We start from the raw sequence: 26752 nt of genomic DNA on the forward strand, positions 1-26752 counted from the left end.
GTCTTGTTTTTTGTATCTCTGTCCTGCTCCCGGAAATCTGAAATTGATTGACCGTAATGGTCTTTTTTCTTTCAGCTTTCGTCTTCCGACTACTCGCTGCGTTACATGATCATAAAATCTTAAAGAACTCTCCGCCTCCGCTCGCGCTTCGGCTTCTGTATGTTTTCCGACCTCGTTTCCTTGGTCTCGAACTGTCATTTTTATTGGCTGCCAGCGTCGCGCCGGCTGCCGTTCCCCGTGGTTGGGACTGCAAAGGTAGAAGGTTTTTTCGGTTCCGCAAAATTTATTTTAAAATAATTCTGCGGGGACTTTTTTCCGTGTAACATGCGCCCCTTGGGCGGACCCTCGGAACATGTACATCTACCCTTATTTCAGTGGCCGTTCGGCCGTCCCTCCCTTGCGGAGTGGTGCAAAGATAGGGACTTCCCATCCATATTTCCAAGACCCCCAGGGAACATTTTTTACGGTTCCAATGTAAAGCGCTGTGGCAATGGTGGATAAATTTGTAGGATGGTGCGCAGGATAGGTCTGTACCGGAGGGATTTTATCCCATTTATCTATGTTAGGCCATTGATCGGTTAACCTATTTTGCTCCGGAACCCACCTGGTCCGTATCTGAAGCAGGGTGGAAGTAGGGAAAAAGCATCAAAATGGATGTTGACCATAGGAAAAGCATACTTTAGCATTGCTTTCACCATGGTTTTGCATCGAAGGCAATATGGGGGGCTCTGCGTCATTGCGAGGAACGAAGCAATCTTTAATCACGTCATTGCGAGGAACGAAGCAATCTTCCCGCCATGTCATGCTGAGCGGAGTCGAAGCATCTACATGTGGTACACGTACAGATCCTTCGGCGATGCTCAGGATGACATGGGGCGCCGCTTGTCCAAAGATTGCTTCGTCGTACCTCCTCGCAATGACGCGGAGGCTCGCAATGATTTGGGGATCGGACCATAGCTGTTAAATAATCTTAAACCTTCGCACCTCTGCTTCCATAGAGGATAGGTTTTACTTAGTTTTATACAAATGATCTTTTATTATTTATAACTAACCTTCATTATTTATAACTAACCTACAATACTTATAACCATCCTTTATTATTTACACCCAACCAATATAATGAAACAGGAAAACAACAACCAACCACTTACGGAGCCCAAACATTCCCTGCGCATTCCAAAAAATCCCATCTTATTCTGGTTCCTATTCCTATTCACAGTATCCTTTATCATCACCTACAACAATTCCACATTTCCATTCTTGCAATGGGTCAATAAAATATTCCTCCAACTATTCACTTGGCTGATGCGTTTTGACTGGATAAAATCCATATTCCATGATGCAGGAAATATAGAATTAGTTGGCCGAGGATCGGGCGATCACCTCTATTTCTGGTTCATTATTGGAATCGTTTTTTTACTGAGTCTCCTAGGAACGGTTATCTATTGGATAATCCCCAGAAAAAACAAATCAAACCAAGAGACAAGATTAGCCAAGGCAAATAGCCTATTACATACCATGATCCGATATTATGTGGGTCTCATGCTCATCAATTACGGACTGATCAAACTATTCAAAACCCAATTCCCCTTTCCAAATATCCTCACCCTGAACACGAAATTAGGTGACCTATCCCCTATGGGCCTTACCTGGGCATTCTTCGGATACTCCTACAGCTACAATATTTTTGTTGGGATCGTAGAAATCATGGCCATCCTCCTATTGTTCCGAAGAACGGCAACCTTAGGCGCCTTGATCGGCTTTGCGGCTTCCGTCAATATCATGATGATCAACTACAGCTATGATGTCAGTGTGAAAATACTTTCCACGGCTTTGGTCCTGCTCACCTTCTATCTCCTGCTGCCTCAATTGAAAAATTTCTACGATTTTTTTGTTCTCCAAAAAAAATCGCAATTGAGCCCCAGTCCCAGCCTATTCACCTCTATTAAAAGTAAAAAAATTAGAACAGCCTTACAAGTGTTCAAATACCTCCTTATTGTATGGACCATATCCATGAATGTAAACACCATTATTAAAACCAAAAAACATTACGGGAACATCTTTGATGAAAACAGCCCATTATATGGTTACTATCATATAAACAATGACCAAGCCGCCATACGGGAAAGCATGAACATGCCTAGCTATTGGGAAGCCTTCATCTTTATGAGCGATCAATATTTCATGATCAAATACGAGAATGGAAAATCAGAACAATATGAGAAAATACTGGACACCAAGAAACAGCTGCTCAAGATCATTTCTAAATCCGGAGAAAAGGGATTTGAATTCAAGTACAGTGTAGCACCCAATGGCGACCTCCTGCTATCTGAGCAATCAGGCAAATCGCAAGGAACAATTCGCCTGACCGCTATGCCTGCGGATAAAAGCACACTGAAATCTCATCAGACCCAATGGATCAGAAAGCATTAATGCCGGTGATATCCTGACCGGTTATCAACAGGTGCACATCATGAGTCCCTTCATAGGTAATCACGGATTCCAGGTTCATCATATGCCGCATGATCGGGAAATCACCCACAATACCCATTGCGCCGAGGATCTGTCTGGCTTCGCGCGCCACCTGCAAGGCCATGTGTACATTGTTCCTTTTGGCCATGGAGATCTGCGCAGGCGTAGCCCGATTTTCGGATTTCAACTGCCCTAATCGCCAGGATAGCAATTGCGCTTTGGTAATTTCTGTTGCCATTTCGGCCAGTTTCTTTTGTTGGAGTTGAAAAGAAGCAATGGGTTTTCCAAACTGCTCCCTTTCCTTGGCATAGCGAAGGGCCGTTTCATAACAGTCGACCGCAGCACCAATAGCTCCCCATGAAATACCATATCGAGCAGAATTCAGACAGGACAGCGGTCCCTTCATGCTACTGACCTCCGGAAGGAGGTTCTCCTGCGGGATGAACACCTGATCAAAAACCAGCTCTCCAGTCCTAGAAGCCCGCAGGGACCATTTATGTAAAGTCTCCGGGGTACTGAATCCTTCCATTCCCCGTTCTACAATCACCCCGCGCACCTTCTGCTCCTCATTCCGAGCCCAGACAACCGCCAGATCGCAAACCGGCGAATTGGTGATCCACATCTTGGAACCCGAAAGTCTATAGCCATCACCGTCTTTTGTCAGCCTGGTTTCCATCCCCGCAGGATCGGAACCGTGGTTAGGTTCTGTCAACCCAAAGGACCCAATCCATTCGCCTGTAGCCAATTTCGGCAGGTATTTCCTTTTCTGTTCTTCCGAACCGAAGGTATAGATGGGGAACATCACTAAAGAAGACTGTACGGAAGCTGCCGAACGGATGGCCGAATCGCCGAACTCCAATTCCTGCATGATCAGTCCATAAGAAATCTGATCAAGACCGGCACCGCCGTATTCTTCCGGGATAAAAGGCCCCAACGCCCCCAATGCACCTAACTTTTTCATTAAGTTAGGGACTTCTTGATGTTCTTGGGCGTATTGATCAATAACAGGTATGATTTCTGACTTCACAAATCCCCGTATACTATCGCGGATCAGCTGTTGCTCCGGACTGAGCAATTCGTGGAGAAGGTAGTAGTCCATATTGGTTTATATTTTAACATCCTAATGTAAGAAATATATTCCTTAGAAAATATGATGCAGCAATAAATATTCAGATTTAACTATGAAATAACAAAATATATTCTTTATATTTATATAAATTTCGAATAATATAAACCATATTATGACATCAAAAGAATTAAAAGCGTTAGGCTTAGCCGATGAGAATTTAGGAACATCAACCGGAAGCAAGTGGTTTTCAAAGGGTGAAACCATTAGCTCCTATTCTCCTACCAACGGAAAATTGATTGGTAAAGTACAAAGCACAACAAAAAAAGAATACGATAAAGTAATACAAGAGGCGGAGAAAGCCAAACTGATCTGGCGTGATATCCCTGCACCAAAGCGTGGGGAGATGGTTCGTCAATTGGGCGAAAAACTTCGTGAATTAAAACCGGTACTGGGCAAATTGGTATCCTACGAAATGGGAAAATCCTACCAGGAAGGTTTGGGTGAGGTTCAGGAGATGATCGACATCTGCGATTTTGCGGTTGGACTTTCCAGACAGCTCTATGGAAATACGATTCATTCTGAGCGACCAGGTCATCGGATGTACGACCAATACCATCCCTTGGGCATTGTAGGTATTATTTCGGCCTTCAACTTCCCGGTAGCGGTATGGTCTTGGAATGCGGCATTGGCCTTGGTCTGTGGCGATGTGATTGTATGGAAAGGAAGTGAAAAAACACCTTTATGCGCTTTGGCCTGCCAAAAGATCCTGGCAGCCATCCTCAAAGAGAACAAAATGCCGGAAGGAATATCTTCCGTGATCACTGGAGGAGCTGAGGTAGGTCAATGGCTTTCGGAAGACGAAAGAATCCCCTTGATCTCGGCTACAGGTTCCACCCGTATGGGTAAGATCGTTGCGGCAACCGTAGCACAACGTCTGGGCAGGTCGTTATTGGAATTGGGCGGAAACAATGCGATTATCGTTTCTCCAAGTGCCGATCTTAAAATGACCATCATTGGGGCGGTATTCGGTGCCGTTGGAACAGCGGGACAACGTTGTACGAGTACCCGCCGACTGATCATCCATGAAAGCATCTATGATAAGGTGAAGAAATCCCTGGTAGATGCGTACAAACAGATCAAGATCGGCGATCCATTGGATAGCAATAACCATATGGGACCTTTGATCGATACGGATGCCGTAGACATGTACCTATCTGCTGTGGAAAAAATCAAAGCGGAGGGTGGTAAATTGTTAACCAAGGCAGAGGTGTTGAAAGGTAAGGGTTATGAGAGCGGCTGTTATGTGACGCCAGTGATTGCCGAAGTGGAGAACAATTATGAAATTGTGCAGCATGAGACCTTTGCTCCTATCCTATATCTGATTAAATATACGGGCGAAGTGGATCAGGCGATCGCCATCCAAAACGATGTAAGACAAGGTTTATCTTCAGCCATCATGACCAATAGCCTTCGGGAAGCAGAAATGTTCCTGAGCCAGAACGGTTCAGACTGTGGGATAGCCAATGTGAATATTGGAACTTCCGGTGCGGAGATCGGCGGTGCCTTCGGTGGCGAGAAAGAAACAGGTGGTGGTCGCGAGTCCGGCTCCGATGCTTGGAAAGTTTACATGCGCAGACAGACCAATACCATTAATTATACAACCAATTTACCTTTGGCACAAGGTATCAAATTTGATTTATAAAATTGATTATGAGAGAAACACATCAACGATTAGCAAAGCATATTTTGGCCGATGGCCTACCAGTGGTCATCGATCTGGAAAAATCACACGGTTCCTATATTGTAGACGTGGATGGCAAAGAATACTTGGATATGTTCAGTATGTTCGCATCATCACCAGTGGGCTATAACCATCCCCATATTTTGGCGCATGCGGAACAATTAAAAGATGCATCCATCAATAAACTGGCCCTTTCGGATATCTACCCAAGGGAATATGCGGATTTTGTGGACACGTTCGAACGCGTGGGAATCCCACAGGAATTGAGTTACTGTTTTTTTATTGACGGTGGTGGTTTGGCTGTGGAAAATGCCCTGAAGGCTGCATTCGACTGGAAGACGCGGTTGAATATGAGCAAGGGCATTGAAGTGGAAGCCAGTCAGGTTATCCATTTCAAACAGGCTTTCCATGGAAGAACGGGCTATACCCTTTCTCTGACGAATACAAAAGACCCTAGGAAATACATGTATTTCCCAAAATTTGATTGGCCAAGGATCAGTAATCCGAAGCTCACTTTCCCATTGACGGAGGAATCGATCAATGAAACCATCGAATTGGAGAAAAAAGCCATCGAAGAAATTGAATTGGCGATCAAGAATAATCCGAATGATATTGCTTGTTTGATTTTGGAGCCTATTCAAGCGGAAGGTGGTGATAACCATTTCCGGAAAGAGTTCTTCCAGGAATTGCGCAGGATCTGTGATGAGCATGATATCATCCTGATTTTGGATGAGGTGCAGACAGGTATTGCGATGACCGGAAAGATGTGGTGTTACCAGCATTATGGGATTACACCGGATGTGATCTCTTTTGGAAAGAAGACCCAGGTTTGTGGGATTTTAGCCAATCGGGAGAAATTTGACCGGGTAGAGCATCATGTATTTAAGGAGTCCAGTCGGATCAATTCTACCTTTGGCGGGAATTTAGTGGATATGGTGAGGTTTAGGTTGATCTTGGAGATTATTGAAAAGGAAAATTTGGTGGAGAAAGCAGCAACTTTAGGGGAGTATTTGCAGGGGAGATTGTCTGATCTTGCGGAGAAACATGAGGAGATCACGAATGTGAGGGGGAAAGGATTGTTATGTGCTTTTGACCTGCCATCGGTGGAGTTCCGGGATAAGTTTGTGGAAGAAGCGATGAAGGAGCAGATGTTGATTTTGGGATGTGGGGAGGTGAGTATCCGTTTCAGACCGCATCTTACTGCTACGAAGGAGGTTTTGGATAAGGCGTTGGAGATTGTGGATAGGATTGTGGATAGGGTGGATATATCTTCTCAGGCATTGGTGTAGGAGCGTTTCAGAGGCCGACATTGCTGAGGCTTTCATTGCGCCTTACCGTCATTGCGAGGCACGAAGCAATCTTTAAAGATGTCATCCTGAGCGTAGTCGAAGGATCTGTACGCTATGAAACGAACAGATGGTTCGACTACGCTCACCATGACATGGCGAAAGATTGCTTCGTCGTGCCTCCTCGCAATGACGCAAGGCCACCTCGCAATGACGCATTTTCCTGCCTCTTTTCATCCGTCCCTATAACCGTTTTTTTGTACCTTTGTAGATTATGTCGGATATTATTCAGTTGCTCCCCGATTCAGTGGCCAATCAGATTGCAGCAGGTGAGGTTGTACAGCGACCGGCCTCTGCAATTAAGGAATTGATGGAGAATGCGATAGATGCGGGAGCTGATCATATAAAACTTATTATTAAAGATGCCGGAAAGACCTTGATCCAAGTCATAGACAATGGCTGTGGAATGAGTGTTACGGATGCCCGATTATGTTTTGAAAGGCATGCCACTTCCAAGATCCGGAAAGCGGAGGACCTATTTGCGATCCGTACAATGGGTTTCCGTGGCGAAGCCATGGCCTCCATTGCCGCCATTGCCCACGTGGAACTTCGAACCAAACGTGTTGAGGATGAGTTGGGAACCGTCATTGAGATCGAAGGATCGGAAGTGATCCAACAATATCCCGACCAGGTCAGCAATGGTACCAGTATCCAGGTGAAAAACCTGTTCTACAATATTCCGGCTCGCCGGAATTTCCTCAAGAGCAATGCGGTGGAGCTTCGGCACATCATTGATGAATTCCAACGAATTGCCCTAGCCCATCCCGGGATATTCTTTTCCTTCCACAACGAAGGAAACGAACTCTTCTATCTACCAAAAGAATCCTTAAAACAACGAATTGTACACCTCTTTGGAAACAATTATAACCAAAGACTTGTTCCTGTAGAAGAAACGACGAGCATCCTGAACATCAAGGGATTTATCGGGAAGCCTGAGTTTGCGAAAAAGACCAGAGGAGAGCAATTTTTCTTTGTGAACAACCGTTTTATCAAAGATCCGTATTTGAACCATGCGGTGATGAATGCCTATGAAGAGATTCTTCCGGCAGACACCTACCCGCTGTATGTACTGTTCATTGACATCGACCCATCGAAGATCGATATCAACGTACATCCTACAAAAACAGAGATCAAATACGAGGATGACAAAGCGATCTATGCGATTTTACGTTCGGCTGTGAAACGAAGTTTGGGTAGGTTCAACATTGCACCATCGTTGGACTTTGAGCAGGAGACTGGATTTGACTCCCTGATCACGCCAAAGCCATTGGAGGAAATCCAAGTGCCTACGATCAACTTCAATCCCAACTTCAATCCATTTGATGATGGGACGCCAAAGTCGAATCGTAGCTACAGTTACCCTGAACGATTGGAAAAAAAGAACAGTATTCCACAAAATTGGGATACTTTGTATCAGATTACAGAGACCGAGGAAGCAGAGCAATTGACCTTGCACCCTGCGGAGAGCAGTTCGGAGTCGGCGATCATACAACCATCCGACCAACCGAAGAAACAGTTCTTTCAAATACATAACCGATATATTGTTTCGCAGATCCATTCGGGATTTATGCTGATCGACCAACAGGCTGCACATGAGCGCATCCTGTTTGAACAGTTCCAGCAACAATTGCAGCAGAACCAAGGGGTAAGTCAACAAAGCCTATTTCCACAGACCATCGATCTGGCAGCAGCAGATTTTGCCTTGGTACAGGACATCCTACCGGAGATCACTGCTTTGGGATTCCAGCTAAGGCCTTTTGGGAAGACAACCTATATCGTGGATGGCATCCCTGCTGATCTGGAAAAGATCAATGAAGGGCAGATCATCGAAAGGCTGTTGGAGGATTTCAAAAACCAGAGCGACCTGAAATTGAGTAAAAGGGAAAAACTGGCCAAGAGTTTGGCCAAGAATGCCTCGATCAAGCAGGGCGCAAAATTGGACAATGAGGAAATGGCGGACCTGATCGACCGTTTATTTGCCTGCGAATCGCCGAACATATCCCTATCGGGGAAACCGGTTATTATTACGATCACATTACAAGAATTAGCCGAACGCTTTGGCAAAGGCCTATAATATAACTTTATGAATAATCTTTTTGGCAATCTACCCGTAGTAACAAAGAACCTACTGATCATCAATGTGCTGGTCTTCATAGCTTCGCAGCTGCTTCCATCCATGTTTGGTCTGTTCGGAATCTTCTATCCCGATTCTCCAGCGTTTAAGGTATGGCAGATCATCACCTACATGTTTATGCACGGTGGCTTTGCGCATATATTCTTTAATATGTTCGCCTTGGTGATGTTCGGGGCCACTATCGAACGAGTTTTGGGTTCCAAAAGATTCCTGAACTTCTATTTAATCTGTGGATTGGGGGCATTGGTCCTACAATATGGGGTACAGGCTTATGAGGTATACCAGATAACGGGATCAATCCGGCCTTTGCATGAATTGAGTGAGGCTGCACTTTCCCAAGTTTCTGGCGAGAACCTCACTACGCTACAAAACATCTATTCTACTCCGATGGTAGGAGCATCCGGCGCAATTTACGGCTTGTTATTGGCTTTCGGATTCCTGTTCCCGAATGCCGAACTGATGTTGATATTTTTTCCAATTCCTGTGAAAGCGAAGTATTTCATTCCGGGATTGATTCTGATTGAAATATATTTAGGATTTTCACATGGAGGATCATCCATAGCCCATTTGGCCCATGTGGGTGGCGCATTATTTGGATATATCCTATTGAAAGCATGGAACATCCGAAGACCGAATATGTATTAAAGAACCGATGAGAAAAGAGAATGGATTAAAGGAATTTTTTAGAACGACCTACAAGACGGGGTCGCCTATCCCCTATTTCATTTCCATTCAGGCGGCTATCTTTATCATTATCCACTTATGCGATCTGTTGGTAGAGATCAATGTGATTAATTATCCATTGTATGATAAGGCGGTCAGCAATTTGGGTCTTCCCATGGATTTCTCCCAATTTCTAAAACAACCTTGGTCATTAGTCACCTATCCATTCCTTTATACCGGATTATTCAACATCGTTTTTGATTGTTTATGGCTCTATTGGATGGGTAATATCTTCATGAGCTTCTTGAACAAACGTCAATTCTTGACCCTATACTTAAGCAGCTTCCTTGTAGGAGGATTATTATTCCTTGCGCTTGGACAGATCGACTTCTTAACCAAAGGCGCACAATCTTATCTATTTACCAGTTCTTTGGGATTGGCCGCGCTGGTGGCAAGCTTAACGGTATTGGTCCCTAAAATGGAATTGAGGCTATTTATCTTTGGTCGGGTCAAGTTCGTCACGCTGGCTGTTATCTTTTTGAGTTTAGAGTTCTTGTTCTACATTTTCGCGAATAGGGCTGGAGCGATCGTCTACCTGTTGAGCATTGCTTGGGGGGTATTGTTCATGAAACAACTGCAGGAAGGAAACGATTGGAGCAAGATCTTCAAACCTCGTCCAAAGAATAACCTACGCATCGTACATACCGAAACAAAAACGCTTACCTATAAAAGCTATAAGGCAGACCTTCCTAACCAGGATGTGATTGATGAAATTTTGGATAAAATTTCACAAAGTGGCTATGAAAGTCTATCTTCACGGGAAAAAGAAATCCTGTTTAAAGCAAGTAGAGAAGAGCAAGACTAATGTTGATCAATAAGAAGAATTTAGGTTTTTTCAGTAAAACCATTATGATTGCCAACCTGATCGCTATCGGGGCTCTCCTATTGTGTTATTCGGCATCCTTCATCAACCCGAAGTCTTTTTGGGCAATTGCCTTTCTCGGATTGGGTTATCTCCCTATCCTATTGATCAATATCGGCTTTGTTTGCTATTGGATCTTAAGAAAAGCCAAGTATTCCCTATTTTCCTTGATCGCCATCCTATTGGGCTGGAACCTGATGACCAAACATGTGGCCTTTAATTCCGTCATTGAAAACAAACCAGATTCGGCACTTCGGGTCATGACCTATAATGTACATATGCTTCAGCCTTTGGAGAAAACGGATGTTCCGGCCAAGGATCAATTCGTAGACATCATCCAGGAAGCCAATCCTGATGTGCTTTGTGTGCAGGAATTCAGCAGTACCATCCGGGGGAAAAAGAAATTCACGGAAACCGTACAGAAAAAGAACAACTTTGAGAACTTCTATTTTGCGCCATCGGAACAGAATGATTACAGCGCCTATGGACAGGCCATTTTCTCCAAATATCCGATCATCAATTCCGGATTAATCAAGAAGAATGAATATGGCATTAACCGGGTGATCTATGTGGATATCGTGAAGAACCTGGATACCATCCGTGTCTATAACGTTCACTTGCGGTCTTTCGGACTTCAGAGCGAGGATAAGGAATTTATTCAAAATCCGAGCAGCACCGGTAATGAGGAGCAGAAGACGAAACAGGTTGGACGGAAGTTAAAATGGGCCTTCGAACAGCGGAGCAATCAGGCGGAATCGTTAGCTGAACATATGCAGGAAACGCATTACCCAAAGATTGTGATGGGCGATTTCAACGATACCCCGATGTCCTACAGTGTGAACCTGATCGGCAAGAACATGAAGAATGCCTTTCAGGAAAAAGGGAACGGTTGGGGCGTGACCCATTTTGAAATGCTACCTATCTTACAAATCGATTATATTTTTGCGGATAAGCGCTTTTCGGTAAGCAATTACCAGGTTCTGAAAAAGAAATTATCGGATCATTATCCAGTATTTGCAGACCTCAGCCTACAACAGATCAATTAGTAAAATTTGTGGTTAGTTGATTTGGTTGAGTGCCAACTCGATAAAGGAATCGTATCTGTTCTTCACCTTAAAATACGCTTCCCGACCAAAATAATACCTTCCCAATAGGGCTTCAATATCACTTTGGATCAGATCGTGGAGATCGTTCTGTTTGGCCGTAGACAAACGCAGGCCTTTCTGTGCTAAGAAACGAATGAAACTATTATATTCCGAGGCAGGCAGGGTATACCCTTGTAGAAAATTCTCAATGGAATAGGCCGGCAGTTTTCTTGTGAAGCGGCTGTAAACAAACTGTTCGATCAGGGAGGATTTGACCAGCTCCTGGTACAATAAGCTTACTTCATTGGAATCGACAGGGACTTTGATATCCGGCATGATCCCACCGCCACTGTACAGTTTCTTACCCAAGCCCGTTTGATATGGCTTAGCATGGGCATAAGTGGTATCTAAGGACCATAGGCCATGGTACATGGACGGATAATCCTTCATGTTGGACCAGTTCGGGGAATACTTGCGTTGTATACTTCTTCCAAGAGGGGTATAATACCGGGCGATACTGAGATTAATGGTCGAACCATCGGAGAAATCAAAAAGTTCCTGAACGGTTGCTTTTCCGAAGGTCCTTCTACCGATCAGAATACCGCGATCCCAATCCTGTAAAGCGCCAGCGACGACTTCTGAAGCAGAAGCGGTGCGCTCATTGACCAACACGACCAGTTTACCCTGGGCATAGGTTCCATTGGCTTCGGATAGAAAATCTCGCCTGGCTTCATGCGCTCCTTCGGTAAAAACCACCAAACGCTGATCGGCAAAAAATTCACTGGCCAATTTGATGGCAATGTGGAAATAACCACCCCCATTGTCCCTTAGATCCAAGATCAGGTTCTTCGCTCCTTGTTTTTTAAGTTCTACAATCGCTTCCTTGAATTCATCAGCGGTTTTCAACCCGAACCTTCGAATACGGATAAAACCAACCGTAGGTTGCAACATATAAGCCACATCCAGGGAACTCACATTGATCTGATCTCTTACGGCCTTTAATGGCAACGGTAATTGCACAGAATCCCGCTCTACATGCATCTCCACCACCGAGCCTCGCTTCCCGCGCATCAGTTTTTCAACTTCTTCCTTGGAAATGGTGTTTCCGGAGATCTTCCGCTCACCGATCTTGAGGATCTTATCCCCGATTTTAAAGCCTCCCTTGTCTGCAGGACCATTGGTGATCAATCCCACGACGATTAAGGTATCGTTGAGGTTGAAATATTCCATCCCAATTCCTTCAAAAGTACCCTCAAGTACTTCGGTCTGGGTCCTGGATTCCACAGGCAATAAAAAAGCAGAATAAGGATCTAAGTGGGAAATAATATGGTTGATGGCACCATTCTGGACGGAGTCCATGTTGATGCTATCCACATAGCGGCTGGAAATCAGGTCGACAACTTGTTGGATTTTATAGGAATTATCAGACAGACCAATGGGCACCAAGGAACCTCCGGTATTGAATCCTGTTTGGTCAGAATAGTTCTGACCGAGGATTAATCCCAGCAAGAGGGTTGCCGCATAGGTTGCTGCTACGAAAATATTCCTTTTTCTTCCTTTCTGCATTGTTGATTTGGTGGGCAAAAATACTGAATAACAAATTGTTTAAAAGAATTTTAAAACAAATATTTACCAACAATTCCCAGTCCAAAATAAGTTGTAACCAATTATAATTCCGCAATTTTCAATATTTTTACATTGATATGCATGAATTGGAACCGTATTACCACTGGCGCGACGATTATATAGCCTCAGAAGACGAAAGAAGCCCTTTTTTTGGCACGATTTACAATGAATTCGAATTTGATAAAAAAGTGTATAACTTTTTGCTTCATCCCCAATGGGATCATTTTGGTTCGTTGACCTTATACCTGAAGGTGCTGTATGTAGATTATGAACGCGGGTATACCATCATCGAGTTTATCGGTGAATGGAATGATGCCATCTACAATGACATCATGATCCTGAAAAGGGAGCTTATCGACCTGATGATCGATGAAGGGATCAATAAATTTATTTTGGTCGGGGAGAACGTACTGAACTTCCACGCCTCTGATGATTCCTATTATGAGGAGTGGTTTCAGGATGTGGAGGATGGATGGATCGTGGGCCTGAACTTCCGGGAGCATGTAATCAAGGAGTTTCAGGACAACCAGATCGATTATTACATCAATTTCGGGGAATACCTTAACAATTTTCCTTGGCGGACCCTCAAACCAAAACAATTGTTCCACCATATTGAGGAACATATTCAACGTCGGTTGAATTAATTTTGCTTAAATTTGCCTTTATAAAAACATTTGTAATTATGTCATTCAGAATAGAAAAAGACACCATGGGTGAGGTGCAAGTACCAGCAGATAAATACTGGGGAGCCCAAACCGAAAGATCTCGTAACAACTTCAAAATTGGACCGGCAGCATCTATGCCGAAAGAAATCGTGGATGGATTTGCTTATTTGAAAAAAGCAGCAGCATATGCCAACCATGAATTAGGTGTATTACCTGTTGAGAAGCGTGACGCTATCGCTGCCGTATGTGATGAAATCCTTGCTGGAAAATTGGACGATCAATTTCCGTTGGTGATTTGGCAGACAGGTTCAGGCACGCAATCGAACATGAATGTGAATGAGGTTGTCGCTAACCGTGCACAAGTATTGGCTGGTGGTAAGATTGGCGAAGGTGAGCCTGTTCTTAAAGCAAATGATGATGTAAATAAATCGCAGTCTTCCAACGATACGTTCCCTACCGGAATGCATATCGCAGCTTACAAAGCCGTGGTTGATATTACCATCCCTGGTGTGGAAAAGCTACGTGATACCTTGAAAAGAAAATCTGAAGAGTTCATGAACGTGGTGAAGATCGGTCGTACGCACTTGATGGATGCCACTCCGTTAACCTTAGGACAGGAATTATCGGGATATGTAGCGCAATTGAACTATGGCTTGAAAGCATTGAAAAACACCCTAGCGCATTTAGGTGAGCTTGCTTTAGGTGGAACTGCCGTAGGTACCGGATTGAACACACCAAAAGGATATGATGTGTTGGTAGCGAAGTACATCGCTGAATTCACAGGTCTACCTTTTGTTACTGCGGAGAATAAATTTGAAGCTTTGGCAGCACACGATGCTATTGTGGAATCACATGGTGCTTTGAAGCAATTGGCGGTTGCCTTGAATAAAATTGCCAATGATATCCGTATGATGGCTTCGGGTCCTCGTTCAGGCATCGGAGAGATCTTGATCCCAGAAAATGAGCCAGGATCTTCGATCATGCCAGGAAAAGTAAACCCTACGCAATGTGAAGCATTGACGATGGTTGCAGCACAGGTTATGGGTAATGATGTAGCGATCACGATCGGTGGTACGCAAGGTCATTACGAACTGAATGTGTTCAAACCTGTCATGGCAGCGAATTTCCTACAATCTGCTCGTTTGATCGGTGATGCATGTGTATCTTTTGAGGAGCACTGTGCGATCGGTATTGAGCCGAATTATGCGCGTATCAAAGAGTTGGTTGATAATTCTTTAATGTTGGTGACTGCCTTGAATACGAAAATTGGCTATTACAAAGCGGCTGAGATTGCACAGACTGCACATAAGAACAATTCTACCTTGAAAGAAACTGCTATTTCGCTAGGTTATGTGACAGCTGAGGAATTTGATGAATGGGTGAAACCAGAAGAAATGGTAGGAAGCTTAAAATAAGTTAGTGGTTAAAAATAACAATACATATTCTTTAAGAAAAGTATACCTATCCTTGATGGGTATACTTTTTCTATTGGGGAGCTGTACGCGACATTCTGATATGCAGGATGAGGGCGCAGACTTTTTCCAAGGGGTTTGGGTGCAGGATAGCGTCAGTAATTCTTCAGAAACCCTGAACTATAACCTGCATGAATTTAAGGTAACCTGTGATTCTATCTATGCGACCATTAAGGTGCATAATAAGATCAAAACGATCCCTGATAGTTGTTATGGGGATGGAAATTGGAAGGAATATGCCAAAGCGGTATATGTGGTGCGCGGAGATAGTATCATTGTGGAAGGGGTGTATACCAAGGAAAATGGCAAACAGAAGATTTCCGGATGTTATAAGAATGGGCCTTATGTGCCTAGGTTCAAGATCGCTTATTCGAGTAAGGATAGTGTGGTTTTGGAGAATAGATTTGAAGCACGTGCTATCGTGCTGAAGAAGGTTGCAGATATTACTTGTGTGCCGAAGAAGAGATGGGAGATGTAGGGGGGGGGGGGGAAGATTATAGACGATAGATAATAGACGATAGACCTTTCCGCGTTATTGGGAAACTTTAACCGTCATAGTGAAACTTTCCCCGTCATTGCGAGGAGGTACGACGAAGCAATCTTTCCGTCTCTGTCATGGTGAGCGTAGTCGAACCATCTGTTCTCGTATACAGCCGTTCAGATCCTTCGACTACGCTCAGGATGACAGGCTAAAGATTGCTTCGTTCCTCGCAATGACGGGGTGGCTTCGACGACATGAAAGGTCTATCGTCTAATATCTATCATCTAATATCTATTATCTATCATCTACAATCTTAGTTTATCAACTTCGTTTCATCCGATGATTTCAATATATGGTTTTTGAGTTCTGTTTCGGCTTGTAATAGCTCTTGTTCAGCGACCTTACGTTTTTCACGGCCATCTTTTTGAATACGCAACACCTCTTCGATAGTAGTAATAATATCCGTATTGGCTTTTTTGATGGTATCCATATCAATAATACCCCTTTCGGTTTCCTTCGCTACATTGATGGTAGCTTCCTTCAGCATTTCCGAATTCCTCTTCAATAGCTCGTTGGTAGCATCTGTTACTGCTCGTTGAGCTTCCAAAGCGCTTTGCGCATGGGCAATCCCTAAGGTCAAGACCATCTGGTTTTTCCATAGCGGTAGGGTATTTACAATACTCGATTGGATCTTCTCCATCAAGGAACTGCTGTTGCTCTGGATCATACGGATCTGCGGAGCGGTTTGAAGAACAACCATTCTGGTCAGTTTCAGATCATGCACCTTACGCTCAAAACGCACAACATGTTGCTCCAGATCCTTGTATTCCTGGATCTTATGCTGATCGCCTGTGGCTTCAGCTTCTGATTTCAATGCCGGCAAGGTATGGTTGATCACTTCATCCAACTTCTCCTCCCCTGCTTTGATATGCAAGGAAAGGTCCTTGAAATATTGTTGGTTCTGTACAAAAAGCTTGTCAAAGATGTTGACATCCTTCGCCAGGTTTTTATAATGCCCTTCCAATTTCAATTCAATATTGTGGATATTGGTCTCTACCGATGAATATTCCGTACGCATGCGGCCAATCTTTTTCTTGATGTTATCAAAGAAAGGCAACAAGGGTTTTTTATTCATTTTTTCGTCGAATCCTCGGATCTCCGAACGCAGATTGACTAGAATATCCTCTGCACCACCCAAGTCTTTTGTACGCACCTGTTTCAGAATCTCATTCGAGAAATTGCTAACATTACTTTGGGTTCCCACACCGAACTGAATAATATCTGTAGTCGATTTCAGGTTGATCTTATCTTTATATTGTTGGATCAGGGCCTTTTCTTCCTCCGTGAAGTTCACTTGGATTTCCGCAGGTTTATTCTTCTCCTGATCATCATTTAAATGTGTCAAATCTAGATTTGCCATAATTTCTTAATCTTTTAAAAGGTTTCTACTTTTTAATGTCTGTAAATACACGTCGCTCTCTGCGGAAACATCCAACAAGCCCATCTTGAACTGATTGGTCACTTCCTGTTCGATGGCCACCGCAGCCTGACGTATCACCGCTTCCAACTTCTGCTTGGACTCGGATGTGATGGTATTATTCAAGCGTGCATTCTCCAACTCATCATACTGCATCAATACGTTCACCACCGTGGAGTGTCGCACCAAGAATTTCTCTGCCTCCCGTTTGTCTTTCTTTTCCAATAATTGGAACAGACGGAGGATATTGTCGATATCTTTTTGGATATTTCTATTTTCGATTTCCTTGCGCCAGTGAAGTAAGCGCTCCACAAATAACTGCGGGGTATCGATGCTAGGTGCCGCTATTTCCAATCGCTTTTGGGAATCTATGCTGGAGATCCAATACAGATCCCTTACTTCTCCCAATTCCAACCGTTGTAGGTAAGGTTTGGCCTGGTTCAATAACAGCCCATTACCTACCACATAGGTAAGTACCGATCCTCCCAATGTAAGAAACATCGCCTGACTCAACGCACCAAAGAAATAAAAAAAGGAAACCATGAGCGCCAGCTCCACAGCCAGAAGAACCCAGGAAGTGATGTACCAAGAACGTACCTTCGCACGTCTTGCCTGATTCATCATCACTAAAGGGGTAATGTGTATAGGAAAAGGAAGAAACATAACGACGGATAATACAGTCCATACCATTTGTCTAATTTCCCAAGTCCTACTTTTTTTCGTTGCCCAACCCATTCTCTAAATTTAATTATTTTTATAAAAATACACCAATTCTTATTCCATTCGTACATAAGAAAGTAAAAACTAGGTAATTGTACGCTTTTTGACTGCCATTACGTCATTTTTATCGGTGATAACACCCCCTCTTCGTCTTGGATTTTCAAAATTTGTATGGTGACTTCGTAAGTTGTGGCCTTTTCCCATCGTGCAACCAACCAAGAAATGAAGCTGAGATTAAAAAGATCGCTGTTTTCTTCCAATGCTAATAAAGCGTAGACTTTCTGTTGGAAAGATTCTTTATGGACAACACTTGGATGGGTAAAGAAGTTTTCCAACAGGGAGACATAGTCTAGGACCTTTTCTTCTTTCGTTTGTAAAAGGTAATTGCGATAGCGTCTTCGGAAGCTTTTTATTCGCGCACTGGCCAAATCCGTCTCTTCAAATTCTCCATAAACCAGGATCTCCAACAGACTCTTTCGGATACTCCACAACATCCCCATTTTCTTTTCCAACCAGCCATCCGAATGATGGAAACGGAGGAGACCTGACCGTGCTTGCCGATCGTGATGTTGGGTCTGGAGCATGACCAAACAGATCTGCAGATCATAAGCATCTTCCATTTTTACGTTTTTACCAACTTGTTTTAGGGCATGGCCGAGTGTCTCTAAGGCTTGGGTTGGATGACCTGAAAAATGGAGGTTTAAAGCATATAACAATTGCTGCCGGTAATAGAACTGATTCCAATAATCGGGATGGTCGGATAGTATGCTGGAAATTTGGTCCAAAATTGCTTTGCTTTTTGCATAGTTTCGGTTCCTGAAGTTGAAATTGGCCAAGTAATACAGGATGTAGATTTTGTAATACATATGGATGGAGGATTCCTCCTTTTTGCGTTCTATGAATTGATAAATGCGGCTTACATATTTTTCCACCAATTTAAAGTTCTGATTGATGGCAGCATATTCATTGGCCAAGTACAGGACCTGGTAGAGCGATTTATAATTCATGAAATCCAGCATGGAAATCTTGTATTTCTGGATAGTTTCGGCAATAAACTGGGTCAGATCGATTACTTTTCCTTTGAGCTGTATGTCGATCAGTTCCTTTCGGAGTTGTGCATAGGCCAACTGCATCTTGGCTTCCCGTTGAATCTGGGTCTGGTTCCAAATAAATCCCTTGGATAATTCTTCGAGATCGATGGTTTCGTTCAGGTGTGCAAACTGCAGTTTCAGCAACAGGATTTCCTGTAGCAGGTTATACTCCTCATTTTCGGTGGCAATCCGTTCCGCTTTATCCAAGGATCGGAAACCTAACTTGGTTAAATTATTCTCCAGCAAATAGCGGCCAACCACCAAATAGCGCAATAACTCATATACAGCCTGATTACCTCTTTCGAATGTCTTTTGGGAAATAAATAAGAGCAGGCTATCATGTAATCTTTTCCGCAAAGCATGGTAAGAATCACGATTTTTCAGCTTTCCATACAATTTATTTATTGCATTTATATCATCAGTTTGTATCAACTCGAACAAGCGGATATTCTTCACATCTTGCCTCTTGTTTTTATGTTTTAAATAGGCTTTGAAATCAACTTTATCTTTGTCGTTCAAGAGGTTAATCAAATCCGATAATACATCCATAGTCCAATATTTTAAACCTAAATATAGTTAAAATAACAATTTATATCGTCAGTATTTTACGAAATGTAGCTTTAAAATTTTGGGTATAGACCCCAAATTTGTCTCAGTATTAATCAAAAAATTAAAAGAAATGGAACCGCTAAATCACAACACAGAAGAAAACAATCCCATCAAGAATGATGGAATAAGAAATCCATTCAAACCTACTGCCGCTTTTATAGGGGCCTCATGGATGGCTTTATTGGTCGGATCGATAAGTTATTGCATTGGATTATGGAGTGCCGATATGGAGTTGAACGAAAAGGGATATTACTTTACGATCCTCCTGTTCGGATTATTTGCAGTAATCTCCGTGCAGAAATCGGTACGCGATAGGGCCGAAGGTTTGGAAGTAACCGAATTGTATTATGGCATCAGTTGGTTTGCAACGATCGCCGCCATCGTTCTCCTAATTGTAGGATTGTGGAACGCAGACCTTTTCCTGAGTGAGAAGGGTTTTTATGGCATGTCCTTTATGCTCAGCATATTTGCGGCCATAGCCGTTCAAAAAAACACCCGCGACGCGAAATTGTTTAAGGACAAAGATAATTAACTTAGCGGTTACCTTGGGGCATCTGCAGCGCAGGGCCCTGAGGTTTTTTGCTAATTTTCTATTCGCATAATCTTACAACAAAGATATAATGGAACGTAAGGATATACATATCATCGCCCGAAACAGCGATATCCATCAGGAGAGCATTCAAAAGGCATTACAAGAAAAGGTTTTTCAGCCCAAAAACCATTGGGATGATTTTTTCCGGATCTCGATGATGGTCCTTGGAATAGGCTTTTTCGTTATCGGGCTGATTTTCTTTTTCGCCTATAATTGGCAGGATCTGCACAAATTCGCGAAAATGGGAATCATTGAGGGTTTGATCATTTTGTTGCTTATTGCCTACTTCAGGCTACGGGTAGATCCGCTCTTGAAACAGATTATCTTAACTGCAGGAGCATTAATGGTCGGGGCATTATTTGCTGTATTTGGGCAGATCTACCAAACAGGCGCCAATGCCTATGATTTCTTTTTGGCATGGACCTTATTCATTGCCCTTTGGACTTTCGTGTCCAAATTTCCACCATTATGGATCATCTTCATCGCCTTGATCAACATCAGTTTTATCTTATATGTGGTACAGGTGGCTAACCATTGGTCCTGGCTTTACACCTATGGGGTATTAACCTTATTCATTGGCATGGTCTGTACGATCGCCATACTCCTAAATCTGACCGGAAAATGGGAAAAGATTCCCACTTATTTCATTCAGCTAACTGGGTTAGCGAGTATCGCGATGGCAACCATCGGTATCTGTTTGGGGATCTATAAATCGTATGATCCTAATTTCTATATCCTATTGGGCTTAACCGCGTACTTGTATGGGTTTGGAATATATCATGGGGTCAAGCACTATAACCTCTTTTTTCTCACGACCATTCCTTTTAGTTTGATCATCATGATTTCTGCCAGCCTATTGAAGGCTTCGGAAACGGAAGAAATGGTCTTTGTGATCGGCCTATTCATTATTGTTTCTGTAACGTTATTGGTTAGGGCACTCCTATCCTTTCAAAGAAAACACCGCTATGCAAAATAAAGATCTCCTACAGGATAAATTGGATTATTTCCAATCCTTACAAGCTAAAGAAATAATTTTTAACAGCGAGCATTTGGCCCAAGCCTATGAAGATCAACGTCATGATCAATCCCTTGCGATCAAGATCTTCTCCGTATTGGGGGCGGTATTTGCCTGCGGCACATTTACAGCCTTTTTGTTCATGATCAATTTTTTCCAGACCGCGTTTGGATTTATTGGAACAGGCATCGTTTTTCTTATTGCCGCATTTGTCATTGACAAAGTTGGCAAGCGCATCTTCCTGGACAGCATCAGCTTATGTTTGTTTTTATTAGGGATTGGATTGGTTGGTTTTGGGTTCGACCATTTGCATATACGTTTTACTTTAACTGCTCTTTATCTATTTTTAATATCGATTGGCAGTATTTTCATTTCCCGTGGTTATATCATCAATTTTTCTGCAACCTTATTGGCGATCTGGTTTGGTTTTGCCCTATTTATGGATGCGGAAGATCAGGAATGGTTTTATGTACTGACTGGAATCTTGGGACTACTCGCCACTTATTTCTTATGGAATGAGTCGAAGCTGATTAGTTTTTCTAAAGGGATGGCACATCGCTATCTGTCTATTCGAACCGCAGTTACCCTTGCTTTTTTGGTCGCACTGTATCCCGTATCTAGATTTACTTCGTTAGATTATACAAGCGCATATAGAATTATCCTTTCCCTGGTCTTTATTGGGCTCATCCTCTATATCCTATCTGGAATTTTTCGTCGTATGGGTTATGGGTCCAAGAAACAGCGAATTGGCATCCTGTTGGTATTGTTGTTTTGTTTAATAGGAACCGTAATCTTCCCTGGTATTTCAGGAGCGCTATTGATCAGTTTGATCTGTTTCCATATCCATTATAAAACTGGTTTTGTTGCTGGAATGATTGCTTTTCTTTATTACCTGGGACAATATTATTATGATCTGGAGTTTACTTTACTGTTTAAATCCTTACTCATGATGGGGTCTGGAATCCTGTTCCTTACCCTATTTTTTATCACCCGTAAAAAATTGGAGAACCATGAAAAACTATAAATACATCCTCATCCTATTAAACTTGGCAGCATTGCTCATCTATTTTAATTTATCGGTCTTCAAGAAGGAACAGATCTTGGAAGAAGGGCAATTAGTTCTTTTGAAATTGGCTCCTGTAGATCCTCGCTCATTAATGCAGGGCGATTATATGCGTTTGAATTATGAGATCAGCAATAAGGGATGGAACATGAATATTCCTAAAAGGGGTTATTGTATTGTCAAGTTGGACAAGGATGGAATTGGCCATTGGGAAAGGTTTCAGCCGGAAGTTTTACCCTTGGAAAAAGGGGAATACGCTTTGAATTATACGATAGGTAATTTTTCCAATATCAATATCGGTGCAGAATCTTTTTTCTTTGAGGAAGGCCAAGCAGAACGGTATGAAAAAGCAGCCTATGGGGGATTGCGTATAGATGGAAAAGGGAACAGTTTATTGGTCGGGCTGTATGACACTGACAGAAAAAAGCTGTAAAAAAACCAATAAATTGGTATTTATCATTTCTTTATTGGCATTCGTCACAAAAATTTAGGGAAGCGTAAAGGGCATATTATACTTGCATAAGTAATTCAACGAATTTAAATCGAAGCTTATGTTATTTTACTTTTTAACCAATCTGCTTTTCTCGCAGCTACAGGAAACTCCACAGATTAGCCAATGGCTTGAAGTTATTTGGACTGGATACCTGAATGGTCCTTGGATCTTAAATGTACAAAACAAACATTTTTAGTATTTTTAAACGACAAATGACCATGGAATCAGCAACAACAATCAACCAGAAGCAGGCTTTCATCAGAAAACTAATCACCGAAATCTTTTTGGTGGTCGGGTTATCATTCCTGATATCCCTTTATATGTTTACCCAGAGCAGGGATTTCGGGGTTTTATCCATGTATATTCCCTATGCTTATTTTCTCTATGCGATAAACACCTACTACCTGTTAAGGATGTACCATCATGGTAAAATTAATAAAACGGAATATGGATTACTGGCTTTCTTTACCGCCTTAGCTGGAATGGCACCGTTTATCCTGTTCATCATCCAAGTGAATGGTAGGTATTCGCAGCGGATGATCCCCGTTGGATTAGTGGTGGCCCTTATTGTCATCCCCCTAAGTATGTATGTTTATTTCAGGACCAAGGCCAATAAACAGCAGATCGCTTCCCTACAGAAGGACCTAGGTAAAACAACCGCTGAGATGAAACTGATGCAATCGCAGATCAACCCGCATTTCCTGTTCAATGTCATGAATTCGATTTATGGGATAGCGATGCAGGAAAACGCCGATAAAACGGCCGATAGCATACAGCGATTGAGCCAGATGATGCGCTTTATGCTGTTTGAAAACCAACAGGATTATATTCTTTTATCCCGGGATCTTGACTACTTAAGGGAATATGTGGCGATACAGAGCCTACGCGTGGAGAATGTGCCGAACATCAAGATCGAATCGGAAATTGCAGATCCGGTAGAAAACTTCTACATCAGTCCGATGCTGTTGATACCTTTTGTAGAGAATGCCTTCAAACATGGCATCAGTATGGAGAAGGAATCCTGGATCAAGATCAATGCGGATATTGTTGATCGGCAGTTAAAGTTTTCGGTGTACAATAGCATTCATCAATTGGAGGGTACCGATCTGGAAAGATCGAAATCAGGCATAGGTCTGGACAATGTCCAAGCGCGCTTGCAGGTATTTTATCCGGGGAAACATTTATTGGTTATCGAACAGAACCAACAGGAATTCTTTGTATTCCTGACCGTGGATCTGTTGGAAGGACAACCCGATTCTGTAGTAGACATTAACAACGAATATCATGGAAGTAATTAAAGCTATTGCCCTGGATGATGAGCCTATTGCGCTGGATATTGTAAAGCGTTTTGCTGCAAAAGTTCCCTATTTGGCCTTACAACGAACTTTCCTGAATGCTAGGGATGCGGAAGCCTATCTACAGCAGCATGAGGATATCCATTTGTTGTTTCTTGATGTACATATGCCCGACATCAATGGCATTGACCTGTTCAAAAAGCTGGATCCAAAACCATTAGTTATTTTTTCCACAGCCTATCCGAATTATGCTTTGGCGGGCTTTGAGCTGGAGGCCTTGGATTACCTGTTGAAACCTTACTCGTTCGAACGGTTTGAAAAGGCTTGCCAGCGGGCAAAGGAGATGCTGGAGTTAAAAGGTATTCTGGATACCGAACAGATTTTATATGTTAAAGATGGGTATCAACTGGTACGGGTGAACCTAGATGAAGTCGGCTATGTGGAAGCCGTTGGCAATTACATCCGGTTCCATTTAGCGGACCAAGAGGTATTGGCGAGAATGACCATTAAGGATTTTTTGATGGAAAAAGGCACGCAGGACTTTATGCAGGTCCATCGTTCTTTTGTGGTCAATAAAAAACACTTGGAAAAATTATCCAGACAAAGTCTTTGGGTATTCGAAAATGAACTCCCTATTGGTGTAAGCTATGCGAAATCCATCAAAGACGAATTTCAAGTCTAGATCTCCCCGTTCTTCAGCTTTTCTTTTTGGGATTTTGGGAGTGCGTTGAAGATCAGATCATAGCTATGATCGATCATTTTATAGAGCTCCTCGTCGTTTAATTGCCTATTGGCATATACGGTATTCCAATGTTTCTTGTTCATGTGATATCCTGGAATCACACTGTGCTCATATTTCTCCCTTAATTCCACGGCATATTCCGGATCACATTTCACATTGAACCGCAGCTCATCGATCTGATCCAATCCAACCAATAAATAGACTTTCCCTGCCAATTTGAACAGCAGATGTTCGGGTCCGAAAGGGGTATCTTCTTGGGTATTTGGCTTTGCCAGGCAATAATCCCGTAGTTCTTCGATGTTCATGGGTCTTCTTTCCTTTAAAAGTAGTAATATTTCATTTATTTTATGGAAATGCATATCTTAAAACATCATAATTATGAAACGTTTAACACATGGACGAGAAGGAATTATTACAGTATTATAAGCAGACAGGTAATTTAGATACCCTTGGTAAGCTTTATGCGCCTTACATGTCCTTGTTGTATGGTGTGTGCTATAAGTACCTGGAAGATGCGGATCAGAGCCAGGATGCGGTGATGCAGATATTTGATGAGCTGATCGATAAGCTTCGGATCTATGAGGTGGACAATTTCAAAAGTTGGCTGTATGTATATGCACGTAATTATTGTTTGATGCAATTGCGCAGGTCGAAACAGGTTACGAAACTGGATATTGAGGATAACCTGTATGAAGCCGAACTGAAGATGAGCCGTGCAGAGGAGAAGAAATGGGGCGAAAAGGATTTTGATAAATTGGAATCCTGTATGAGCACATTGAATCGGGAGCAGGAAGCTTGCATCAGGATGTTTTATTTGGAACAGAAGTGTTATAAGGATATCGCGGATGAAACGGGTTATGATATGGCTAAGGTGAAGAGCTATATCCAGAACGGAAGGCGGAATCTTAAAATTTGTATGGAGAAGAAGTAATGGAAAATAATTATCAATTATCGAGGATCCATAATTATGTGATGGGTCTGATGAGTAAGGAGGAGATGTATGAGATGGAGCGAGAAGCTTTGGAAGATCCCTTCTTACAGGACGCTATTGATGGGTACAGGAAGCAACAAGGAGTTGATGCGCAGCGTTTGAGTTTATTGCAGCAAAGGCTGGCGAAGAAACTGGAGGCAAAGGCTGCGGATAAGAAAAGACGTTTTTATAGTTGGCACCGATTGACGATTGGATTGGCTGCTGGGGTATTGTTCATGGCGGCTTGTTCGTTGGTGTTGTTCAGGTATTTGAATAGGGTTGGGAGTAATACGACGGAGACGGAAGTGATATTGATGGAAGAGGAATTGAGGGTGAGTACGAATGTTGGGGATGGTATTGGTGGGAAAGATGTTGATGGTAGGGCTGTTGATAGGAAGGGTGTTGATGCAGTTCCGGAGCAAGGCTGGGGGGAATTTAATGAGGAATTAAATTCGGAGTTGCGGGGTGTAGAGGAAAAAGGAAGTTTGAGATTGAGGTTTGAAGTGGAAGGTGGCAGAGCGGTGAAGGTGGAAGTTTTGAGTTCGGATAATAAGAGTTTGGATAAGGTGGTTATAGGTTTTTTGGATAAGGTGAGCTGGAAAGGAAAGAATGGAGAAGTAAGTATTGAGGTGAGGTAGGTAATGAGGTAGCCGCGTCATTGCGAGGTGTACCGTCATTGCGAGGTGTACCGTCATCGTAAGTTTGTAGAAAAGTTATAGGAATTAAAGAGACAGAATATAATTTTGTATTTCATTTAGGATACAGCGAGAGAGGGAGTAAGATTTTTAATCGTCATTGGTCCTTGAGAGACCCTTCGCAATGTTAATCCCCCTCTCTTATTCCTATCATAAACTTGGACAGTTCATTAGGCCAGGAGCCTGTTTTTACGATTGATAAGTTATGATAAGAGCTGCTGTAATCCACAAAAATGGTATACAAAGATGGTAACAGGTATTGATTGTTCAAAGGATTATTTTGACATTTCTGTCCAATCGGGACAGAAAGAGGT

At 42.7% G+C, this 26752-nt stretch carries 26 protein-coding genes; 18 read left to right on the plus strand and 8 right to left on the minus strand.

The window, feature by feature from the left end:
- Positions 1–198: hypothetical protein (locus tag CRJ00_RS18995; protein WP_218962201.1), on the minus strand; the 198-nt coding region annotated here is incomplete at its 3' end.
- A 921-nt stretch (positions 199–1119) separates the two neighbouring features.
- Here CRJ00_RS18995 and CRJ00_RS12025 point away from each other — a divergent pair.
- Positions 1120–2433 carry a hypothetical protein gene (locus tag CRJ00_RS12025; RefSeq protein WP_099367116.1) on the plus strand — a complete coding sequence of 438 codons (1314 nt, stop codon included), beginning with the start codon at positions 1120–1122 and terminating at the stop codon, positions 2431–2433.
- On the opposite strand, the gene CRJ00_RS12030 is transcribed toward CRJ00_RS12025, so the two are convergent.
- Positions 2420–3571, minus strand: coding sequence for an acyl-CoA dehydrogenase family protein (locus tag CRJ00_RS12030; protein WP_099367117.1), 1152 nt, complete (start codon positions 3569–3571; stop codon positions 2420–2422). The genes CRJ00_RS12025 and CRJ00_RS12030 overlap by 14 nt on opposite strands.
- A gap of 142 nt (positions 3572–3713) precedes the next feature.
- Between CRJ00_RS12030 and amaB the strand changes: the two genes are divergently transcribed.
- From amaB to CRJ00_RS12060, 6 genes are all read left to right on the plus strand, one after another.
- Entirely contained in the window at positions 3714–5243 is a 1530-nt protein-coding gene (gene amaB, locus CRJ00_RS12035; RefSeq protein WP_099367118.1) for an L-piperidine-6-carboxylate dehydrogenase, read from the plus strand.
- Positions 5244–5251: 8 nt separating this feature from the next.
- The gene (gene lat, locus CRJ00_RS12040; protein ID WP_099367119.1) at positions 5252–6571 is read left to right on the plus strand and encodes an L-lysine 6-transaminase; all 1320 of its coding nucleotides are present in this window, start codon (positions 5252–5254) and stop codon (positions 6569–6571) included.
- 271 nt (positions 6572–6842) lie between these two features.
- The gene (mutL, locus tag CRJ00_RS12045) at positions 6843–8702 is read left to right on the plus strand and encodes a DNA mismatch repair endonuclease MutL (RefSeq protein ID WP_099367120.1); all 1860 of its coding nucleotides are present in this window, start codon (positions 6843–6845) and stop codon (positions 8700–8702) included.
- A 9-nt stretch (positions 8703–8711) separates the two neighbouring features.
- Positions 8712–9407, plus strand: a complete 696-nt coding sequence (locus CRJ00_RS12050; RefSeq protein WP_099367121.1) for a rhomboid family intramembrane serine protease — start codon at positions 8712–8714, stop codon at positions 9405–9407.
- Between the two features lie 7 nt (positions 9408–9414).
- Complete coding sequence (locus CRJ00_RS12055; RefSeq protein ID WP_099367122.1) at positions 9415–10290, plus strand: rhomboid family intramembrane serine protease; 876 nt, start codon at positions 9415–9417, stop codon at positions 10288–10290.
- Entirely contained in the window at positions 10290–11393 is a 1104-nt protein-coding gene (locus tag CRJ00_RS12060) for an endonuclease/exonuclease/phosphatase family protein (protein WP_099367123.1), read from the plus strand. Before CRJ00_RS12055 ends, CRJ00_RS12060 begins: the two co-directional genes overlap by 1 nt.
- Positions 11394–11405: 12 nt before the next feature.
- Here the strand turns inward: CRJ00_RS12060 and CRJ00_RS12065 are convergent, their stop codons facing one another.
- Positions 11406–12998 (minus strand): S41 family peptidase, encoded by a 1593-nt coding sequence (locus tag CRJ00_RS12065; protein WP_099367124.1) that lies wholly within the window; start codon positions 12996–12998, stop codon positions 11406–11408.
- 137 nt (positions 12999–13135) lie between these two features.
- Between CRJ00_RS12065 and CRJ00_RS12070 the strand changes: the two genes are divergently transcribed.
- From CRJ00_RS12070 to CRJ00_RS12080, 3 genes are read left to right on the plus strand one after another with little or no spacing between them, the layout of a single operon-like run.
- Positions 13136–13702, plus strand: coding sequence for a hypothetical protein (locus tag CRJ00_RS12070; RefSeq protein ID WP_099367125.1), 567 nt, complete (start codon positions 13136–13138; stop codon positions 13700–13702).
- 38 nt (positions 13703–13740) lie between these two features.
- The gene (fumC, locus tag CRJ00_RS12075) at positions 13741–15138 is read left to right on the plus strand and encodes a class II fumarate hydratase (protein ID WP_099367126.1); all 1398 of its coding nucleotides are present in this window, start codon (positions 13741–13743) and stop codon (positions 15136–15138) included.
- Between the two features lie 55 nt (positions 15139–15193).
- On the plus strand, positions 15194–15673 hold the full coding sequence (locus CRJ00_RS12080) for a fumarate hydratase (protein ID WP_099367127.1): 480 nt from the start codon (positions 15194–15196) through the stop codon (positions 15671–15673).
- Between the two features lie 316 nt (positions 15674–15989).
- Here CRJ00_RS12080 and CRJ00_RS12085 read toward each other — a convergent pair whose 3' ends face one another.
- The 3 genes from CRJ00_RS12085 to CRJ00_RS12095 all read right to left on the minus strand — a co-directional run bounded on the left by CRJ00_RS12085 (position 15990) and on the right by CRJ00_RS12095 (position 19513).
- On the minus strand, positions 15990–17096 hold the full coding sequence (locus CRJ00_RS12085) for a toxic anion resistance protein (protein WP_099367128.1): 1107 nt from the start codon (positions 17094–17096) through the stop codon (positions 15990–15992).
- Between the two features lie 6 nt (positions 17097–17102).
- A complete protein-coding gene (locus tag CRJ00_RS12090; protein ID WP_144038150.1) occupies positions 17103–17777 on the minus strand; it encodes a hypothetical protein in 675 nt (224 codons plus the stop codon).
- A gap of 209 nt (positions 17778–17986) precedes the next feature.
- Entirely contained in the window at positions 17987–19513 is a 1527-nt protein-coding gene (locus CRJ00_RS12095) for a hypothetical protein (protein WP_099367130.1), read from the minus strand.
- A gap of 130 nt (positions 19514–19643) precedes the next feature.
- Here CRJ00_RS12095 and yiaA point away from each other — a divergent pair, with 130 nt between their 5' ends.
- The 6 genes from yiaA to CRJ00_RS12125 all read left to right on the plus strand — a co-directional run bounded on the left by yiaA (position 19644) and on the right by CRJ00_RS12125 (position 24713).
- On the plus strand, positions 19644–20105 hold the full coding sequence (gene yiaA / locus CRJ00_RS12100) for an inner membrane protein YiaA (RefSeq protein ID WP_099367131.1): 462 nt from the start codon (positions 19644–19646) through the stop codon (positions 20103–20105).
- An 88-nt stretch (positions 20106–20193) separates the two neighbouring features.
- Positions 20194–21141 (plus strand): DUF2157 domain-containing protein, encoded by a 948-nt coding sequence (locus CRJ00_RS12105; RefSeq protein WP_099367132.1) that lies wholly within the window; start codon positions 20194–20196, stop codon positions 21139–21141.
- A complete protein-coding gene (locus tag CRJ00_RS12110) occupies positions 21131–22204 on the plus strand; it encodes a DUF4401 domain-containing protein (protein WP_099367133.1) in 1074 nt (357 codons plus the stop codon). The genes CRJ00_RS12105 and CRJ00_RS12110 overlap by 11 nt, the downstream gene beginning before the upstream one ends.
- Positions 22191–22676 carry a GDYXXLXY domain-containing protein gene (locus tag CRJ00_RS12115; RefSeq protein WP_099367134.1) on the plus strand — a complete coding sequence of 162 codons (486 nt, stop codon included), beginning with the start codon at positions 22191–22193 and terminating at the stop codon, positions 22674–22676. The genes CRJ00_RS12110 and CRJ00_RS12115 overlap by 14 nt, the downstream gene beginning before the upstream one ends.
- Positions 22677–22954: 278 nt before the next feature.
- On the plus strand, positions 22955–24034 hold the full coding sequence (locus CRJ00_RS12120) for a sensor histidine kinase (RefSeq protein ID WP_167554323.1): 1080 nt from the start codon (positions 22955–22957) through the stop codon (positions 24032–24034).
- Positions 24021–24713, plus strand: coding sequence for a LytR/AlgR family response regulator transcription factor (locus CRJ00_RS12125; RefSeq protein ID WP_099367136.1), 693 nt, complete (start codon positions 24021–24023; stop codon positions 24711–24713). Before CRJ00_RS12120 ends, CRJ00_RS12125 begins: the two co-directional genes overlap by 14 nt.
- Here the strand turns inward: CRJ00_RS12125 and CRJ00_RS12130 are convergent.
- On the minus strand, positions 24710–25078 hold the full coding sequence (locus tag CRJ00_RS12130; RefSeq protein ID WP_099367137.1) for an MmcQ/YjbR family DNA-binding protein: 369 nt from the start codon (positions 25076–25078) through the stop codon (positions 24710–24712). The two genes, CRJ00_RS12125 and CRJ00_RS12130, sit on opposite strands and share 4 nt — an antisense overlap.
- 89 nt (positions 25079–25167) lie before the next feature.
- Here CRJ00_RS12130 and CRJ00_RS12135 point away from each other — a divergent pair, with 89 nt between their 5' ends.
- Positions 25168–25704 (plus strand): RNA polymerase sigma factor, encoded by a 537-nt coding sequence (locus tag CRJ00_RS12135; RefSeq protein WP_099367138.1) that lies wholly within the window; start codon positions 25168–25170, stop codon positions 25702–25704.
- Positions 25704–26381, plus strand: coding sequence for a hypothetical protein (locus CRJ00_RS12140; RefSeq protein WP_099367139.1), 678 nt, complete (start codon positions 25704–25706; stop codon positions 26379–26381). Before CRJ00_RS12135 ends, CRJ00_RS12140 begins: the two co-directional genes overlap by 1 nt.
- A 184-nt stretch (positions 26382–26565) precedes the next feature.
- Here CRJ00_RS12140 and CRJ00_RS19000 read toward each other — a convergent pair.
- Positions 26566–26752 (minus strand): hypothetical protein (locus CRJ00_RS19000; protein WP_218962212.1); only part of this gene is annotated, 187 nt, incomplete at its 5' end.

The sequence above is a fragment of the Sphingobacterium sp. 1.A.4 genome (assembly GCF_002734245.1).
Lineage (GTDB): Bacteria > Bacteroidota > Bacteroidia > Sphingobacteriales > Sphingobacteriaceae > Sphingobacterium > Sphingobacterium tenebrionis.